Below are 16,784 nucleotides of genomic sequence, written 5' to 3' on the forward strand. Positions count from 1 at the left end.
AGCCTATTTCGTATTCGCACCGGACAGCATGTGACCAAGCTCGCTTGCCACACTGACCGCCTGTTTGCGGATTCGACCCGGCATCCAGCGAGCGGCAAAGGCTAGTTGTTTTGCCATTTTATTGACCGGCGTGTGGACCTTTTTTCCATGCACCGCATCCCAGGCCGCGGGCCCGATGATTGAAACAGGGCTGACCATGACCCCGGCGGCTTCAAGCTGTTGCTTGCCGCTCTGGTTGGTGCCTTCAACAACCCCGGATATGATATTGGTGTCGATGAAACCCGGCATCAGCGAGCGCGCCTTGATGCCATATTTACGAAGCTCGATATCATGCGATTCGGCAAGACCACGGACAGCAAATTTGGTCGCGCTATAAACGCTGAGATCGGCAACCCCGTATATGCCCGCAGCTGATGCGGTATATAGGATGCAGCTGTCTGGCGTGTTTTTGAGCATTTCAAAACAGGCGCGCGTGCCAGTAATCACGCCAGTAAAGTTGATTGCAATCATAAGATCAATGGCGGAATCTTCCATTTCCTGGATTGGTCCACCTTCGCCAATGCCGGCATTGTTGAACATGACAGTCATTGTGTCGCCGGTGATGGCGCCGAACTCGGCGACGGCTTTCTTCCATTGGGCGCGATCGGTCACATCCAACCTGTGGATGGAGCTCTGACCCTCTGGCAATTGTGCAGCCGTTTCGGCCATGCCATCATCATTGATATCGGCAATGCCGACGAACCATCCTTTTTCGGCAAAATAGCGTCCGACTTCGCGGCCCAGACCGGATGCGGCTCCGGTGATGAAAATCGTTTTTTGCCCGCTTTGATAGCCCATGGTTTCGCTCTTGCCTTGTTATTAACACTGATGTTCATTCGAGCGGTTTTTCTGCTGCAGGTCAAGTGAAGTTGGACATGCAGATGAAAGCGCGTCACTATGCCGATCAATGCCTGTCTCCGGTCCCTCCCTTCATCTGCAGAATGTCAGCCGGCACTTTGGCCCGGTTAGGGCGGTGGATGCGGTGTCGCTGGACATTGCCGCCGGTAGTCTGGTCGCGCTTGTGGGTCTTTCGGGTTCTGGAAAATCTACGCTGTTAAAGATGATCAATCGGCTCATCGAGCCGGACAGTGGAACCATCTTGATAGATGGCGAACCGGTCGAATCAGATGACCCGCACATCTTGCGCCGACGGATCGGTTACGTGTTCCAGAATATCGGCCTGTTTTCGCATATGACCATCGGACGCAATATTGCGATTGGACTGGAACTGGCCGGAGTGAAAGATGGGCGAGCGAATCGGGTGACGGACCTCCTCGATCTTGTCGAATTGCCGCGAGACATGGCCGCACGCATGCCCGATCAGTTGAGTGGCGGCCAGCGACAGCGGGTCGGAGTCGCCCGCGCGCTCGCAACCCGACCGGGTCTGATGCTGATGGATGAGCCCTTTGGCGCGCTTGATCCGGTGACGCGCGACAAACTGACCGACCAATACAAGGCCCTGCATGAAAAGCTGGGTCTTACCACGATCATTGTGACCCATGATATGGCCGAAGCGCTCTATCTGGCGGATCGGATATTGGTCATGCAGGATGGTCAGATCAGGGCTGACGCTACGCCTGGAGAACTCTTGTCCGGCAATGTCGGTGCAGAAGCCGAGGCGCTGGTCGCCATTCCCCGTGCGCAGGCGGCGCATCTGATCGCGTTGAGCAAATCGACATGAGCGAGGTGTGGAAACAGGCCTTTGCCCGTGTCCCGGAATTGCTGGCTGCTCATGTCCAGATCAGCGTTTCGGCGCTTGCCCTGGCGATGCTCATTTGTTTGCCGCTGGCCATTTGGGCGGCGAGATCGCCGAGAATAGCAACCCTAGCCCTGACGGTTGCGAGTCTGATCCAGACGATCCCTGGCTTGGCACTGCTTGCGCTTTTCTATCCATTGCTGCTTGGTATTTCCGCCATAATAGGCGGCGGGATATCGGCTTTTGGTTTCCTGCCAGCGCTGCTCGCGCTGACCCTATATGCGCTGCTGCCGATATTGCGCAACGCGGTGACCGGCCTGTCGGGTGTGGATCCGGCGGCGAAGGAAGCAGCTGATGGACTGGGTATGACGAGCAGCCAAAAACTCTATTTTGTGGAGGCGCCGCTGGCTGCTCCCACAATCATGGCTGGCATTCGAACGGCGGCGGTATGGACAATCGGCGCGGCAACGCTTTCAACAACGGTTGGGCAACCTAGCCTTGGTGATCTGATCTTTGCGGGGTTGCAGACACAAAACTGGACGCTGGTGCTAACCGGTTGCCTGTTTTCAGCCGCGCTGGCGATTTCGGTTGACCTGCTGCTCGGGCTTATCGAGCGAGGCATTCGCGAGCGGCGCCGGATATTGGTAGGCAGCGGGATGGCGGTCATCGCAGGGGGACTCTTAGCAGCGACGCTGCCGCTGCTGATCGCGCGCGACAATATTGTGGTGATCGGAGCCAAGGGCTTTTCAGAACAGTTCATTCTCGCCCGGTTGATCGGGTCCCGGTTGGAAGACGCAGGCTATAGCGTGCGTTACCGCGATGGCCTTGGCTCAGCAGTTGTCTATCAAGCTTTGTCGGCGGGAGATGTCGACGTCTATGTCGAATATTCGGGCACGATCTGGACCAACCAGATGCAACGCACTGACGCCCCGCCAAAATCCGAGATGCTCGATAGCATCGCGCAATGGACCAGTGACAGTCACGGCGTCGAGATGCTCGGCGCTTTGGGGTTTGAAAACACCTATGCCTTTGCGGTCAGACCAGAAGATGCTCGCGAAAAGTCGCTGAAAACACTTGATGATCTTGCCCGCGTATCCAGCGACTTCAACTTCGGGACGGATGTCGAATTTCTCGAACGGCCCGAGTGGCGGATGGTGCAGGCCGCTTACCCGATCCGCTTCAAGGATGCCCGGTCGTTTAATCCTACCTTCATGTATCCCGCTCTAGCCAGCGGTGAAGTGGATGTCATTTCGGCCTTTTCATCCGACGGCCGGATCACCGCGAATGATTTTGTCGTGCTGGCAGATGAGAAAGGGGCCGTACCATCCTATGAAGCCATATTGCTTCTTGCCCCGGAACGGGCCGACGATGATCGATTTGTAGCCGCGATAAATCCGTTGGTTGGTGCGATCGCGGTAGAAAATATGCGCGAAGCCAACTATATGGTCGATCGCGAAGACGATAAAAAAACGCCGGAGCAAGCCGCCGGCTGGTTGAATGAAAAGTTGAGGGAATGAACGTGAAATCTGGACATGCATTTTTTTTGAAAATGGTCGGACTGGCTGTGCTTATCTTCATGGCATCCTTTTCGGTGACCGCCCGCGCAGAGGTGACGGTCACATTCTATTCGCATGATTTCGGCAAGAACTTCCCCCATGCTTTCTTTGTCGCCAAGGGCGAGCTGGCCAATGGCAAAACGGTCGATACCGGCTTTGGCTTTACCGCGATCAACGTTTCCCCGGGCATATTGTTCGGTTCGGTCAAGGGGCACGTAAAAGCGCCATCAGCCAAATATATTACCAGCAGCAATCCGCATTTTACCGTGAAAGTAGAAGATGCGAAATATCGCGAGCTCTTGGCCGTTGTGAAGAAATGGCAGGCTATTCCTCAGAAGAGCTACAGCCTCAACAAACGCAATTGCGTCCATTTTATCAATGATGTGATCAAGACCCTGGACCTCAAGACAAACCTGAAAACGGCCAACTGGAAGAAACCTCGGTCCTTCATGGAAGAAGTCATGAAGCTTAATCCGTTTCTTAAATAACCAAAGAAGGACTGATCTTATGGTGGACGTATGCATGATCATTGGCGCGGGGGCCGGTATCGGCGGTCATGTCGGGAAACGCTTTGCGCAAGACGGCTATCATGTCGCTTTGTGCCGGCGGAGCGATCAGGATGGTCTGGACCGGATGTTCAGCGAGATCGAAGCCGCCGGTGGTTCTGCTTCGGGCCATATATTGAACGCTGCGGATGAAGGGGCAATCGAACAGCTGATCGACGAGATCGAGGCGGACATCGGCCCTATCAATGTGGCGGTCTATAATCTGGGCGCGCAAATCGGCAATCGGGCTTTGGCGGATACACCGCTCAAGACATTTGAGCTGGGCTGGCGGATTGGTAATCTCGGCGTGTTTCGGGTGGCGCAAAAGCTCTTCCCGTTGATGGTGGCCCGTGGCGGCGGTGCCTTGCTGGTGACCTCGGCAACTTCGGCGATGCGCGGCAATGCCGGACAGCATAGCCATGCTGCGGCTATGGGCGGACGGCGGATGTTGTGCCAGAGCCTGAACGCGGAATTTGCGGCACAGAATATCCATGTCGCGCATATCCTGATCGATAGCGCAGTGAACGCGCCGGATACGCTGGGCAAGCTTCTTGGGCCGGAACGCTTTGCGAAGCTGCTAGAGAGCAAAGCGCAAGGTAAGGATGAAATCATGGAACCTAGCGCGATTGCCGACACTTATTTCCATGTCGCGCACCAGCATCGCTCCGCATGGACGTTTGAACTGGATATGCGCGCCTTTACCGACAACGCATGGTGGAACCATCCGTTGGATATCTAAACGCTACATCACCATGACATGATAATGGTGCCAGGTGAAAATCGCTACGGCACCGCGATGGGGTGACCAGCTTTCCGCCCGCGTGCGAGTCTCTTTTTCAGAGGGGCGTTCGGGCCACTCCAGAAAATTGCCCACGCCAACCTGTATGGCAAGATCACCGGCCGGCCAGATGTCGGGACGGCCCTGAGCAAAGAGCAGATAGATTTCCGCTGACCATCGGCCAATGCCCTTGATCTTGGTCAGCAGCGCGATGGCCTCTTCATCATCTTGCGGTAGATTGGCAAGATCGAGCCCGCCGGACAGGATCAACTCGGCGAGGCTTCTGGCATAGCCCTGTTTCTGGCGCGACAATCCGCATGCCCGCAATTCATCAAACTCGGTAATAATCAAGGCTTCTGCCGGGCAACCTTCGCCCAGTCGGGCCTCAAGCTTGTTCCAAACCGCGGCTGCCGATGCCACGCTGACCTGCTGACCGACTATGGTGCGGAGCAATGTTTCATAGCCCTCCGGGCGAATGCGCGGCTCTGGATAACCCGATTGAGCAACAGCCGCCGCCAGCATCGGCTCCCTTTCGCTGACATGGTCCAGCCCGGCTTTGATCATTTCTTTTGATAGGCCCATTGAATTCCCGTCCCCGTTTCGGCCCTTGATTCTTTGCCAAGGTCCAGACATAGCGTGCGGGATTTTCAATTAACAGTCACTACAAGGGGTAGCTATGCCAACCATTCATGTAACCGGTCGCGATGGCGAAGAAAAAGCGGTTTCCGTCGAGAACGGAATCAGCGTTATGGAAGCAATCCGCGACAATGGCTTTGATGAGCTGCTGGCGCTTTGCGGCGGCTGCTGCTCTTGCGCGACCTGTCATATTCACATCGATGCCGACTGGAAAGCCAAGTTGCCGGAAATGAGCGAAGATGAAGATGATCTGCTCGAAAGCAGTGACCACCGCGACGAGTTTTCGCGCCTCAGCTGCCAGATCGAATTGTCTGATGATCTCGACGGCCTGAAGGTTCGGGTCGCCGAAGAAGACTAAATTCTCGGATCCACTGAATAAAAAAGGGGAGCGGCTTGTCAGCAGCTCCCCTTTTTTGTGTCTTGCTTGCCTATTTCGTCAGCTTGACGATCGCGGCTGGCCCGCCTTTGGCGCTGCTGGCTTCATCGACCTTCCAATGCAGTTTTTTCATCATGCCCTTGGAGGTGTAGCCATCGGCGGTGTTGTTGCTGAGCACTTCACCATTGGTCTCGATGATAAAGCTTCCATCAATGGGTTGCGCTTTTGATTTGCTTGTGCCGCCCGGAGGCATTGGGCCCATGGCGCCAGCCAGTCCGCCCGCGCCGGCCATGGCTGGTGTCAAGACTTCCAGCTCGCCGCCACTGCGCCGGATGATCTGCACAAAGGGAAATTGCATGGTCGCGCCAGGTATGGTCGGAAATGCGAAATTTTGATCGAAATTGCCGGTGACGGCATATTCAACTTCGAACAAGTTATCGCCCATATATTCGACTTTGTTCCAGCCATCATATTTGGAAAGCTGGGTTGCAAATTTTTCCAGACTCTCATCATTCCCGGCGATCGCGCCTCCGAAAATCGAACTCATGGCAGCATTTTGTTGTCCGCCTCCTTGCGCTCCATTTTCCGTGGAATCTTCGTCCGCCATCCCGGGTGGCGAGGACATCGGATTGTCATCCCCTTCCGCCATTTGCATCTGGCCATTATAGGTAAAGCTATAGGACCCGTCGTTCATCAATTTCAGGTTGGAATCAAACTTCCCCGGGATGAGCAAGCATCCCGTGAGCAGCAGTGGAATGGACAAGGCCGTGAAGAGTTTTGCGAATAATGTCATAATCTATGTCTCCGGATGCTCTTCTGTGAATAGGTGACAATCCCATCAGCCGGCAATTTTGATCAAAGCCATCGGTGGGGCGCTCGTGCGTTCGGTGATATTCCAAAATAATATCTTCATGCCGCCTTCCGTTTCGGGACCTTCCTCGGTATTATTGGTCAATATCTCGGCATCGGTGATGATTTTAAATGTGCCATTTGGCTTCGTGAAGCCTGCCGGCAAAATCGATTCGTCCTCTTCGCCAAATCCTGCCGTTTCATTTTTGCTCTCGTCGCCCATAGCAGCGAGCGTTCCAAGCTGCATTATTCCGCTATTTTGCTCAAGTTGAGCAAATCCCGGCGCTTCGATACGAATCTTGTCATCATTTCGGACGATTGCTTCAAGAAAGGCGTTTGCCCCTTTGGTTTGTTCGAGATGGGGGAAGGTAAAATTCCGGTCCAATCGGCCGCTGATCAAATATTTGACATCGAACACACCGTCGCCACGATGATCGATTTTTTCCCAACCCTTTTGTTTGCGGGTGCGGATGAGCAGTTCTTCAAGCGCGTCGGGCGTGGACGGATCCATGCCGCCGAATAGCGCCTGGAATAGACCGGTCATGCGCTCATTTTCGCGTTTCAGCTCTTTAAGCTGCTCTTCCGCTTCCGCTTCGGTACATTCTCGTTCTTGCCCGTTTACAGACTGCACATCAGCGCCAAGCTGGTAGGCAGTCTCTTCTATTTCGGTGTCTTTGAAGCATTTCGGTTCAAACTCATCTTCTTCCGATTCCGCTGCGACATTGATCAATTTCTGCATGCCCAATATCGAAATCTCACCTTCATAGGCGAAAGAAAATTCACCGCTTTTCTGAAGGACCAATTCGGATTCAAACTGGCCAGGCGTGACGAGGCAACCAGTCAGAAGCAAGGGCGCTGCAATCGCTGCAACGACTTTTGCAAAATAGGTCATGCGTTATTTTCCCCTGTTTCGAGTATATTCTGCATAAAGAGAAATTGCGGCGGCGTTGGAGACGTTGAGGCTTTCCATCTTGCTGCTCATCGGCAAACGGGCCAGCGTATCGCAATGGGCAGAGACATTCTGCCGCAACCCTTCGCCTTCCGCGCCCATGACCAGCGCCAGCTTGCCGGTCCCCATGGCAGTGTCCAGTTCATCGTCGGCGTCGCCGTCCAGTCCGATCCGCCAATAGCCGGCTTCGGCAATTTCATCGAGCGCACGGGACAAATTGACCACCCGGACCCACGGTACAATTTCCAAAGCACCTGACGCTGATTTTGCCACCACACCTGATTCGGGAGGTGCGTGACGGTCCTGTGTGATGATTGCGGCTGCATCAAAGGCAGCGGCAGAGCGAAGAATCGCTCCGACATTGTGCGGGTCGGTTACTTGATCGAGCAGCAGCAACGGACGATCGGTCTGTTCGTCCAGCACATCGCCGAGCCAGATATCCGGAAGCGGATCGACATCTGCGACCATGCCCTGATGCGGTGCCTCGCGCGGAATGACCCTGCCAAGATCTGCAACATCGCTGATCACAACCGCGATATCATCAGGAATCTCAAGCGTTGCGAGGGCCTCACGCGTGATCGAAATTTTCTTGATCACCCGTCTGGGATTGTCGAGCGCTGCTTCGACCGCGTGCCGTCCCCAGAATTTGAGTCCGCCACCGGTTTTCTTTATTGATTTGTTCTTGCGTGCCATATTTATACCCTAGCCGCTAAGCAGCTTGCACACAGCCCTTTTTTTCTTTGAATTTGCAAGGGCAGGCATTGACAGTTTGCCATCCCTTCGTCATTGAGCCGCACTTGCCCAGAAATGGCAAGCCCGAGCAGCAATTGCTCATGGGGACAGGTGGCCGAGTGGTTAAAGGCAGCAGACTGTAAATCTGCCCGCGCAAGCGTACATAGGTTCGAATCCTATCCTGTCCACCACTAGCCCCATGTTTCAACCTTCCAGAACATCGCTAGATGGCAGGTTATCCTGAGATATGATGCGCGTTTCATGGCACTGGTTGTTGCCTTTTATTCCCTGCCACGCTGCCTGTGATCCAGCGGATGAAGTGGGGAAAATGATATGGGCATGTTAGCGGCGATGGGCACGAAGGCGGCTGCGGCGCTTATCCGACCAACAATCTGAAAATTGCGCTTTGATATCCGCAATAGCTGAAAGCGGGCGCGCCATTGATCCGTTCAAGGATCGACGGGATTTTCCGCGCTCGAACTGGTGATGCGCATGGAAGTGGTTTTTGCCGATTCCAATATTGCCAGCATATCCCAAAATGCCGTCGGCTGAGACGTTCCAAAATCTATGCTGACCGAATGGGGTTCGATCACCAAGGAATGAATGACCTCACCGACCTGATTGTCAGCATTATACCGGATATCCTGGGGATCGAACCACTTTGTGAACCATTGGGAAAGCTGATCCTCCGGTAAGTTATCAGCATCATGGTAGATGATCACATCGTCCCAACGGAGATGTTCAATCAATAAGGAGGATTGGCCAAAGCCACCGGATATCGGGTCAAAAACCAGAATGTTTTCCGGTTGAAGCTCTACAATCTCCGTGGGTTCATTCTTGATGAAGTCAACGCAATATAGATGATCAAAAATACCACTCTTATCGCTCAGCTTCAGCTTTACCTCTGATGCTCCCTTGGCGGAATCTTTCTGTTGATGTTCGACAAAGTCAATAAATTGAGCAACATAATGCTCTCTCAACTGAGTGACAAAATCGGTATTTTCCATAGAAACTTGTTATTGTCTCGTGCGATCGCCCGCAACATTAAAAAGGAAGTGCGCGCTTTGGGTCGACCATATCCTGAAAATGGGCATTGGTTTTCGCATTTCCGGTCGGTAACATCTGAACGTGCGGCCGTTGTTTGATTGAGTCCTTAGTCTTACTGCGACAGGATTGACAGGTTTCATGATGCGCTAAATTGTTGATGCGCAATCCCCATGCAAAGGGCTCTTTTTAAGGAAGGACTTATCATGAAAATGTATATCAAAAGCGTGATGGTTGAAGATCAGGCCAAGGCTCACGCATTCTATACCGATATTCTCGGATTTCGGACCAAAGACGATATTCCGATGGGCGAACACCGCTGGCTGACTCTCGTCTCTCCGGAAGACGTCGACGGCGTGGAGCTCGCGCTTGAGCCTAACGGCTATCCGGCGGCCTCCGCCATGCAAGCAGCGCTTATGGAAGACGGCATTCCCTGGACATCGTTTGGCGTGGAGAATGTGCAGTCAGAATTTGAGAGACTCGAAAAACTGGGTGTGTCTTTTACCCAGACCCCGATGGAATCCGGCGGTGTAAAATACGCAACGTTCAACGACACTTGCGGCAACCTGATCCAAATCGTTGAACTCGGAGACTGAACGTCCGAAACAGACGTCAGCAGTGTGGCTGCTTCTTCCAGAATGAGGTCTCTAGCACCGGCCGTTTTCGAAGCTCAAAAAATGGCGCGGACGCCGGCGTGATGAGCTAAGACCTGAGGACGATTCCAGCTGCATCTAATGCTGAAACTCCAGCTCTGGAGTATAAAATTCTCTTCTAGTGAACCCTGATGCTGTGTTAATAGTGATGGTATGAGTGACATAACATCACTTTATGTTCACAAGGTCCTCGGTCATGTTAGCGCTGGCGTTGAGACAGGCGATCTGCTGGAAGATTTAGGTCTTGCTCCCGACGGTTCGGTTGATCCAAAGCTGATGGTATCAGCAAACCAGTTTTATGATTTCTTCGCCGCGCTCGCGGCCCGGGACCCGGATGGCCTATCATTGCCTACTCGTATAGGCGCAACCATGAAAACTGATGAATATGGAGCGTTTGGTCTGGCTTGGAAATCTGCGCCAAATCTGCGCGGCTCGTTAATGAGGTCGGAGCGCTTCGGCCGTGTTATGGGAAGCGCTGAAAGTTATACATTGCAAGAATGCGACGAGGGCTGGTTCTTTAGTCTGGACAAGGCAGGTGATGGTCGCCTCGGCATGCTGCTTTCCAATGAAGCAAGCATGTCGGCGGTGATGACCATTTGCCAAGAGGTGAGCACCCAGCCGTTCCAGCAGCTTGCTGTGTATTTCCAGCATCCTGCACGCGGCGACCCGGCTGTTTATCAGGCTCACTTCGGATGCCCGGTTCATTTTGAATCCGGGCGCGATGCATTGCTTATAAGCGATCAGAGCCTTTCCGTTCCCAACAGGCTGGGCGATGAAACAATTGCTCAATTTTTTGATCAGCATCTTGAACAGGAACTCGCGAAGCTGGCTGAACCAGAAAGTCTGGAAAAGCGCGTCCGCCTGGCAGTGGCCAAAATGTTGAGCGAAGGCCTCCCCACTTTGTCGCTGATCGCGTCTTCGCTCGGCATGAATGCACGCACGCTGCAGCGCAGACTGTCTGATCAGGAGCAGTCGTTTCAGAACCTCGTTGATCAAGCGCGGCGCGAACTTGCCCAGCAATTGCTGCGAGAGACAGACTATAGCCTGGCGGAGATAGCCTTTCTGACAGGCTTTGCCGAACAGAGCGGTTTTACCCGTGCATTCAAACGCTGGTCTGGAAAGACCCCCCGCTCATATCGGATTGGCACTCAGCGCCAAATGTGACGCGATTGGGATAAAGATTGACGCGCTTGGGCAAGAGTAACCGCCTGTCCCTCCCTATTTATGGTTTGTCAAAACCAATCGGGAGTATGCTAATGAATACGCAAACAAGCTACGATGATCTGACCTTGGTCATCGGCGGAACCGGTAAGACTGGTCGCCGGGTCGCCGATCGTCTTGAACAGATGGGATGCGAAGTCCGGATTGGCTCGCGCTCTTCGGTGCCATCATTCGACTGGGATCGTGAGGATAGCTGGTCTGCCACGCTTGATGGCGTAAAAAATGTCTATATTACCTATTCGCCAGATCTCGCAATGCCGGGCGCACCCGACGCCATTCGAGCTCTTGTGCAGCTTGCCAAGCAAGCCGATGTGAAGCGCCTTGTTTTGCTTTCCGGACGCGGAGAGAAAGAGGCCCAGGCCTGTGAACAGATCGTGCTGGAAAGCGGCCTTGAATGGACGATTGTGCGAGCCAGTTGGTTCAACCAGAATTTTTCGGAAGGTGCCTTTGTCGACATGGTGCTTGCCGGAGCCATTACCCTGCCCGCCGGAGACACAGTCGAGCCCTTCGTGGATGTGGACGATATCGCCGATGTGGCCGTCGCCGCATTGACGGAAGATCACCATAAGGGGCAGGTCTATGAAGTCACTGGTCCGCGACCGATGAGTATTGCAGATGTTGCTGCAGATATCTCTCGCGCAACGGGTCGTGAGATCGCCTTTGTAGATGTGCCTCATGACGTTTTTGTTGCCGAAGTCTCGAATTCAGGCGCGCCCAAGGAGGTTATCTGGATGCTCGATTATCTTTTTTCCACCGTCCTCGACGGCCGTAACAGCCGTTTGACCGACGGTGTTCAACGCGCCCTTGGTCGTCCACCGAGAGACTTCGCAGACTATGCACGGGATGCAGCAGCGACCGATGTGTGGAGGGCGACAGCATGAGTCGGATCTTTACAAGAACCGTCCTAGCGGGATCGGGGGCAGCCCTAACTGTTATCGGAGGCTTTATCATGTTCATGCCTAAAATTTTCCTGGCGACGAGCGAGGTGATTGTGGAGCATGATGCGGGCCTTATGTCTGAAGTGACAGCGCCAAGCGGTCTTTTGATTATCACTGGCCTATTCATGATGCTCAGTGCCGTTAGGCTGCAATCTGCAAATATGGGTCTCATCTGCGGTGCTGTTGTCTATGGCAGCTATGGTATTAGTCGTCTGATTAGTATGGATTTTCACGGTATTCCCTCTGACACTTTGATCGTCGTCACATATTTCGAAATTGCTGTCGCCGCGATTTTGCTCGCGCTGAGACTGAACGCATCGTCAGCTAAGTGGCTCAATGTGGTTTATCCCTATTTCAGCCAATACGACCCATCATTCACTCACAATAAAAGGAATAAGTGACTCATGACCTATGAATGGCCACTCTATTTTTGCCTTTTTCTCGCACTATGGAGTGCGGTGATTGGCGGTGTGTTTTCCGCCTTTTCCGAATTTGTCATGTCCGGTTTGCTAAAGACTGCGCCAGCGGGTGGTATTGAAGCGATGCAGCACATCAATCGCTATGTAATCAAGACCCAGTTCGTTGCTGGCATTTTGTCAATCGCCATCTTTTCGGTTCTCTTTACAATATACAGCTTGATGGTCTTCGACGGTGCGGCGTTGGTGACATTGATCCTTGCGCCCGTAGTGTATCTGCCAACCGTTTTTTTGATGACGATGTTCGGCAATGTGCCGATGAACAATAAGCTCGCAAGTCTTGATCATACCGCCTCAGAGGCCGAAGCCTATTGGAAAAAATATGATCGAGACTGGACCCGGCTCAATCACGTGCGTTCCATCGGCAGCATTCTGACTGCGGGTCTCTATGTCATTGCCGCAATTACACTCATCACCAACGGGCAGGTGCAATCATGAAATACGCAAAACTCAGTCTGATATTTGTCATGGCAATTGTGATCTGGGGCGGATCGGTTTTTGCCGCTTTGGACCAAGGTTGGGGGCATAGTACCGTTGCGAAAACTGGCGAAAACCAAGCATTTGCAGCAGCTGCCCAAGACATAGCGGAACAACGCAGCACAGGAAATGTCAGTTTTGCCCTGATTGAAGATGGAACTCCGATAGCCGACTTTTACCTCTCCAAGGGTGAGCGGATCGACGGTCAAACTGTCTTTCAAGTCGCTTCGCTGGGCAAATGGCTGACTGCATGGGGCGTTATGGCCCTAGTTGAAGACGGCAAGATTGGCCTCGATGAGCCGGTTTCAACCTATGTTTCCCGCTGGCAATTGCCTGCCTCACAATTTGATGCTTCCGGTGTAACGGTACGGCGACTGTTGAGTCACACGGCAGGCCTCACTGATAGGTTAGGTTATAACGGGTTCGATACAGCGCAAGACCGCCAAACGCTCGAAGTGTCACTTACCAAAGCGGCGGACGCATCTCCCGCTAAAAATGGCAAGACTGTTCTGGGCAGCGAGCCGGGTTCTGAATGGAACTATTCAGGCGGCAGCTACACGCTTCTGCAGCTTATGATCGAAGAGGTCTCAGGCAAAAGCTTCTCTGAATTTATGCAAGATCAGGTTTTCGAACCGCTCGGGATGGATCGGACCACATTTGATCACGCGAAGGCGATCAAACTTGGCCTTGCCCAGAACTTTCGGCCGGACGGCTCAACCGAACCATTTCGCTGGTACACGGCACTTGCAGCCACATCCCTGTTCACAACGTCTGAAGATTTGACCAAATTCATTTCAGCACAGGCGCCGGGCGCAACAAACGCGGTTCTCTACGCAAAGACGATGGCTTTGATCCGAGAGCCTCATGCTTCTGATATGGGAGCGGACATCTGGGGCCTTGGCGTGATGCTTTATGCGTCCAATAATTTGGGCGACTTCATCATTGGCCACGATGGCAGCAATGAGCCAGCCATCAACACGGCAGCCCGGTTCGATCCGGCAACCGGTGACGGAATTGTAGTTCTGTCTACTGGTAATACGATGCTGGCTACCGAGATTGCCGGCGAATGGGTGTTCTGGAAGACAGGAAATGTAGATAGTCTGACTTTTGCGTCCCGACTCCCGGCAGCAATGACAATATTCGCAGCCGGCGTGATCATCATCTTGCTTGTTGCATCATTGCTCATTTGGAGAGGTTGGCGCAATCGCAAGGCGCTGTCGTCACCGGGCTGAACGGATGCCGTCAATTAAATCAGAACAAGTTTAATGTCCGTTTTTCTACTCTAAGCGCACGCTTGTCCGTTTCGTCAGCAAAACACAGGTAACGGGCAAGCTCACCGGCCTCGTTGGAAGGCTGGTAAGCTTACCCGCTGTGTCGCCAAAAGCGTGCCCTTGTGCAGGCGGATCCGCAGTGGAATACTTTTATTCCGCGGGTTCCATGGCCTCTTCTGCGGCTTCTTCGCTAAGCTTTTTTGCGATGATACGGCGGGCACGAACGGCCGCCTCATCGCTTGGCAATAGCAATGGCTTCATCGACAAGAGGTCGGTTTCGCCTTCCATCATTTCCTGACACAAGGTGACCATACGCCCATCTTCTTGTGAGAAAGTCTCTCCGACGCCTTTTTGAATGCCCATATCCGTTTCTGGAGAATCGAGATTTTTGTCGCGGCATAGGTTCCAGAAATAATAGCAGGAGCCTTCGTCGATTGGGGTCACCATATTGGCGCCCGGTGAGTGTGAACCCACCTCGCGATTGGTGTTCGGAGCAACGGAGCCTGAGTCCAGCAGCATATTGGCTGGTGCTTCCCAACGCACATCGAAATAATATTCCATGAGGTCAGGGGCTTCAGGCCAAAGCAGCGCAACCAGCGGCATTTTGGGTGCATTGATTTCGCAATGGTAGTCCCAGATCAAATCGCCGGTTTGTTCCGTGCTATATTTGCGTTCAAAATTGTCCGCAAATTGATCACCCAAATTGAGGCGAGGGTGAAGGAATTGAACATGGGTGCGGTCGAGCAGATTGTCGACAGCGAGTTGGTAATGTGCATCCAATTTGTGCGAACCAAAGACCGTTTTGTGACCTGGGCGTTCTTCCGTCATCGAGTAATCTGGGATCAAAGCCACGTCTGCTTTGTCGGGATCGCCCACCCAGATGAACATAATGCCCCAGCGCTCTTCGAAGGGGTAAGATTTCAAACGTGCAACTTTGGGCGGGTTAAGGTCGGTCTTGCTGCCTTTATCGCCATTTGGGTTGCGCACGCATTGTCCGGTCGAATCGAATTCGAGGCCGTGATAGGGGCAAGAAACATTGTCGCCAAATCGCGGGCCTTCGCTAAGAGGAGCAAAGCGGTGCGGGCAAATGTTGGACATGGCGATGGCTGTGCCGTCTTCCTTGCGGTACATAAGCACTTGCTCATTGACCAATTTTCTGCCCAGAAATTTCCCGTCATCCAACTCGTGCGAGAAACCCGCGCAATACCAAACATTCTTCAAAAATGCCATTTGCCTTATCCTTTCCTCTCAGCCAGACGCTCTTTGACATCTGGCCCCGCAATGAGATTCGTTTGCCTCATTGCCTATGCACATGGAATTAATCTAACAGTGTTAGTTTGTAAAGGTGGAATCGATGGCAAGACGTAGCGATATTGTGCTGTCGCAAGGGATGATTTGCGATGCAGCACTGGAGATTATAGAAGAAAGCGGGTTGGACAGTCTTACGATGCGTTCTCTCGCGCGGGGTTTGGAAATTCAGGCGCCCTCGCTCTATGCGCATTATCGCGACAAGTCGGAGCTCATTTCTGCGATTGCGGTCCGTTATTTCATGGAAGCGCGTGATGCCGTGTTTAGCGCATCAACGGCGGGTGAGTGGGCTCAGAAATTCGGCTTCGCTTTTTATAATGTGCTGATGAGCAATCGTGATGCAGCGAGGCTGTTCGCTCTGTCGCAGCCTCCGGTCCAATCGGAAGAGGTCAGTCCGGAAAATGCGGCCAAGCCACTGGCAGGTTTTGGGCTATCGATTCCCGAAGCTCTGGAAATACAGGCTGCGGTCATTTCGCTTTCGCTTGGAATGGCGCTGGATCATTCAAACACAGTTACCAGCGGTTTTCTGAGCCAGCACTTCGTTTTGGAAGACGCGTTTCGATCCGCACTCAAAGCGCTGGCTGAGGGGCTTGTCTCGCGCGACATCCCCGCTTCACCTGCTGGATGAGTTACTGCGTCTAAGCCAGTTTGCAGACTTCATCGAAATCGTAACGCGGCAAGCGTGGGAAGACCTTGGATGGATCGCCATGTCCGATGGTGCAGATGAAATTGGTTTTCACCTTTGTCTCTGACCAAAAGACATCGTCGACCGCTTGCGGGTTGAAGCCGCTCATCGGGCCGCAATCTAGACCGAGTGCGCGCGCCGCCATTATCAGATAGGCGCCTTGCAAGGTTGAATTGCGAAAGGCTGTGTCGGCGATCAACTGATCATTGCCTGTGTACATTCCGCGCATATCGGCGTGGGGGAACAGCTTTGGTAGCTGCTCTACAAAATCCATGTCCATGCCGATAATCACCACCACCGGCGCTCCGCTGATCTTATCCTGATTGGGCGGAGCCGCGCAGGCCGCAACCTTGTCCTTCATCTCCTGCGTGCGCGCAAAAACAAAGCGAGCGGGCAGGCAGTTCATCGAAGTTGGCCCCATTTGAAGAACATCAAATAACTGTTTGATCTGCTCATCAGAAACAGGTTGATCCGTGTAGCCGTTCTGGCTGCGGGCATCGAAAAACAGCTGATTCAATGCTGCATCGGAAACGGGTGTTTTGGTGCTCATGTTCT

The 16,784-nt window shown here is 53.2% G+C and carries 20 protein-coding genes and 1 tRNA gene; 13 read left to right on the plus strand and 8 right to left on the minus strand.

Translation table 11 applies throughout. The features are described 5' to 3' along the window. Window positions 1-3: 3 nt before the first annotated feature. A complete protein-coding gene (locus ABJV08_RS05990) occupies window positions 4-837 on the minus strand; it encodes an SDR family oxidoreductase (protein WP_348053371.1) in 834 nt (277 codons plus the stop codon). A 109-nt stretch (window positions 838-946) separates the two neighbouring features. Here ABJV08_RS05990 and ABJV08_RS05995 point away from each other — a divergent pair, with 109 nt between their 5' ends. Genes ABJV08_RS05995 through ABJV08_RS06010 form a run of 4 tightly spaced genes read left to right on the plus strand, consistent with a single transcriptional unit; the run spans window position 947 to window position 4,575 of the window. Further along, on the plus strand, window positions 947-1,720 hold the full coding sequence (locus ABJV08_RS05995) for an ABC transporter ATP-binding protein (protein ID WP_348053373.1): 774 nt from the start codon (window positions 947-949) through the stop codon (window positions 1,718-1,720). Further along, window positions 1,717-3,252: an ABC transporter permease/substrate-binding protein gene (locus ABJV08_RS06000; protein WP_348053375.1), complete on the plus strand. Its 1,536-nt coding sequence runs from the start codon at window positions 1,717-1,719 to the stop codon at window positions 3,250-3,252. Before ABJV08_RS05995 ends, ABJV08_RS06000 begins: the two co-directional genes overlap by 4 nt. After that, window positions 3,249-3,779: a hypothetical protein gene (locus tag ABJV08_RS06005; protein ID WP_348115106.1), complete on the plus strand. Its 531-nt coding sequence runs from the start codon at window positions 3,249-3,251 to the stop codon at window positions 3,777-3,779. Before ABJV08_RS06000 ends, ABJV08_RS06005 begins: the two co-directional genes overlap by 4 nt. A 19-nt stretch (window positions 3,780-3,798) precedes the next feature. After that, window positions 3,799-4,575 carry an SDR family NAD(P)-dependent oxidoreductase gene (locus ABJV08_RS06010; protein ID WP_348053379.1) on the plus strand — a complete coding sequence of 259 codons (777 nt, stop codon included), beginning with the start codon at window positions 3,799-3,801 and terminating at the stop codon, window positions 4,573-4,575. Between the two features lie 3 nt (window positions 4,576-4,578). Here the strand turns inward: ABJV08_RS06010 and ABJV08_RS06015 are convergent, their stop codons facing one another. Next, window positions 4,579-5,196, minus strand: a complete 618-nt coding sequence (locus tag ABJV08_RS06015; RefSeq protein ID WP_348053381.1) for a DNA-3-methyladenine glycosylase 2 family protein — start codon at window positions 5,194-5,196, stop codon at window positions 4,579-4,581. A gap of 94 nt (window positions 5,197-5,290) precedes the next feature. On the opposite strand from ABJV08_RS06015, the gene ABJV08_RS06020 reads away from it, so the two are divergent. Then, window positions 5,291-5,608 (plus strand): 2Fe-2S iron-sulfur cluster-binding protein, encoded by a 318-nt coding sequence (locus ABJV08_RS06020; protein WP_348053383.1) that lies wholly within the window; start codon window positions 5,291-5,293, stop codon window positions 5,606-5,608. A 70-nt stretch (window positions 5,609-5,678) separates the two neighbouring features. Here the strand turns inward: ABJV08_RS06020 and ABJV08_RS06025 are convergent, their stop codons facing one another. Genes ABJV08_RS06025 through rlmB form a run of 3 tightly spaced genes read right to left on the minus strand, consistent with a single transcriptional unit; the run spans window position 5,679 to window position 8,117 of the window. Next, entirely contained in the window at window positions 5,679-6,419 is a 741-nt protein-coding gene (locus ABJV08_RS06025) for a hypothetical protein (RefSeq protein ID WP_348053385.1), read from the minus strand. Window positions 6,420-6,464: 45 nt separating this feature from the next. After that, window positions 6,465-7,367 (minus strand): hypothetical protein, encoded by a 903-nt coding sequence (locus ABJV08_RS06030; protein WP_348053387.1) that lies wholly within the window; start codon window positions 7,365-7,367, stop codon window positions 6,465-6,467. Window positions 7,368-7,370: 3 nt separating this feature from the next. Beyond that, window positions 7,371-8,117, minus strand: coding sequence for a 23S rRNA (guanosine(2251)-2'-O)-methyltransferase RlmB (gene rlmB, locus ABJV08_RS06035; RefSeq protein ID WP_348053389.1), 747 nt, complete (start codon window positions 8,115-8,117; stop codon window positions 7,371-7,373). Between the two features lie 144 nt (window positions 8,118-8,261). Here rlmB and ABJV08_RS06040 point away from each other — a divergent pair. After that, window positions 8,262-8,347, plus strand: a tRNA-Tyr gene (locus ABJV08_RS06040). 258 nt (window positions 8,348-8,605) lie between these two features. On the opposite strand, the gene ABJV08_RS06045 is transcribed toward ABJV08_RS06040, so the two are convergent. Beyond that, entirely contained in the window at window positions 8,606-9,163 is a 558-nt protein-coding gene (locus ABJV08_RS06045; protein WP_348053391.1) for a hypothetical protein, read from the minus strand. Between the two features lie 243 nt (window positions 9,164-9,406). Between ABJV08_RS06045 and ABJV08_RS06050 the strand changes: the two genes are divergently transcribed. The 6 genes from ABJV08_RS06050 to ABJV08_RS06075 all read left to right on the plus strand — a co-directional run bounded on the left by ABJV08_RS06050 (window position 9,407) and on the right by ABJV08_RS06075 (window position 14,197). Then, on the plus strand, window positions 9,407-9,796 hold the full coding sequence (locus ABJV08_RS06050) for a VOC family protein (RefSeq protein WP_348053393.1): 390 nt from the start codon (window positions 9,407-9,409) through the stop codon (window positions 9,794-9,796). 210 nt (window positions 9,797-10,006) lie between these two features. After that, window positions 10,007-11,017 carry an AraC family transcriptional regulator ligand-binding domain-containing protein gene (locus ABJV08_RS06055; RefSeq protein WP_348053395.1) on the plus strand — a complete coding sequence of 337 codons (1,011 nt, stop codon included), beginning with the start codon at window positions 10,007-10,009 and terminating at the stop codon, window positions 11,015-11,017. A 92-nt stretch (window positions 11,018-11,109) separates the two neighbouring features. Continuing rightward, window positions 11,110-11,955 (plus strand): NAD(P)H-binding protein, encoded by an 846-nt coding sequence (locus ABJV08_RS06060; RefSeq protein ID WP_348053397.1) that lies wholly within the window; start codon window positions 11,110-11,112, stop codon window positions 11,953-11,955. Then, window positions 11,952-12,413 (plus strand): DUF4345 domain-containing protein, encoded by a 462-nt coding sequence (locus ABJV08_RS06065; RefSeq protein ID WP_348053399.1) that lies wholly within the window; start codon window positions 11,952-11,954, stop codon window positions 12,411-12,413. The genes ABJV08_RS06060 and ABJV08_RS06065 overlap by 4 nt, the downstream gene beginning before the upstream one ends. A 3-nt stretch (window positions 12,414-12,416) precedes the next feature. After that, window positions 12,417-12,926, plus strand: coding sequence for an anthrone oxygenase family protein (locus ABJV08_RS06070; protein ID WP_348053401.1), 510 nt, complete (start codon window positions 12,417-12,419; stop codon window positions 12,924-12,926). Beyond that, entirely contained in the window at window positions 12,923-14,197 is a 1,275-nt protein-coding gene (locus ABJV08_RS06075) for a serine hydrolase domain-containing protein (protein ID WP_348053403.1), read from the plus strand. Before ABJV08_RS06070 ends, ABJV08_RS06075 begins: the two co-directional genes overlap by 4 nt. A gap of 189 nt (window positions 14,198-14,386) precedes the next feature. On the opposite strand, the gene ABJV08_RS06080 is transcribed toward ABJV08_RS06075, so the two are convergent. Further along, on the minus strand, window positions 14,387-15,466 hold the full coding sequence (locus ABJV08_RS06080) for an aromatic ring-hydroxylating dioxygenase subunit alpha (protein ID WP_348053405.1): 1,080 nt from the start codon (window positions 15,464-15,466) through the stop codon (window positions 14,387-14,389). A 124-nt stretch (window positions 15,467-15,590) separates the two neighbouring features. On the opposite strand from ABJV08_RS06080, the gene ABJV08_RS06085 reads away from it, so the two are divergent. Next, entirely contained in the window at window positions 15,591-16,172 is a 582-nt protein-coding gene (locus ABJV08_RS06085) for a TetR family transcriptional regulator (RefSeq protein WP_348053407.1), read from the plus strand. A gap of 10 nt (window positions 16,173-16,182) precedes the next feature. Here ABJV08_RS06085 and ABJV08_RS06090 read toward each other — a convergent pair whose 3' ends face one another. Further along, window positions 16,183-16,779, minus strand: coding sequence for a malonic semialdehyde reductase (locus ABJV08_RS06090; RefSeq protein WP_348053409.1), 597 nt, complete (start codon window positions 16,777-16,779; stop codon window positions 16,183-16,185). Window positions 16,780-16,784: the final 5 nt, after the last annotated feature.

Origin of the sequence: Parasphingorhabdus sp. (assembly GCF_039982395.1) — a bacterium.
GTDB lineage: Bacteria > Pseudomonadota > Alphaproteobacteria > Sphingomonadales > Sphingomonadaceae > Parasphingorhabdus.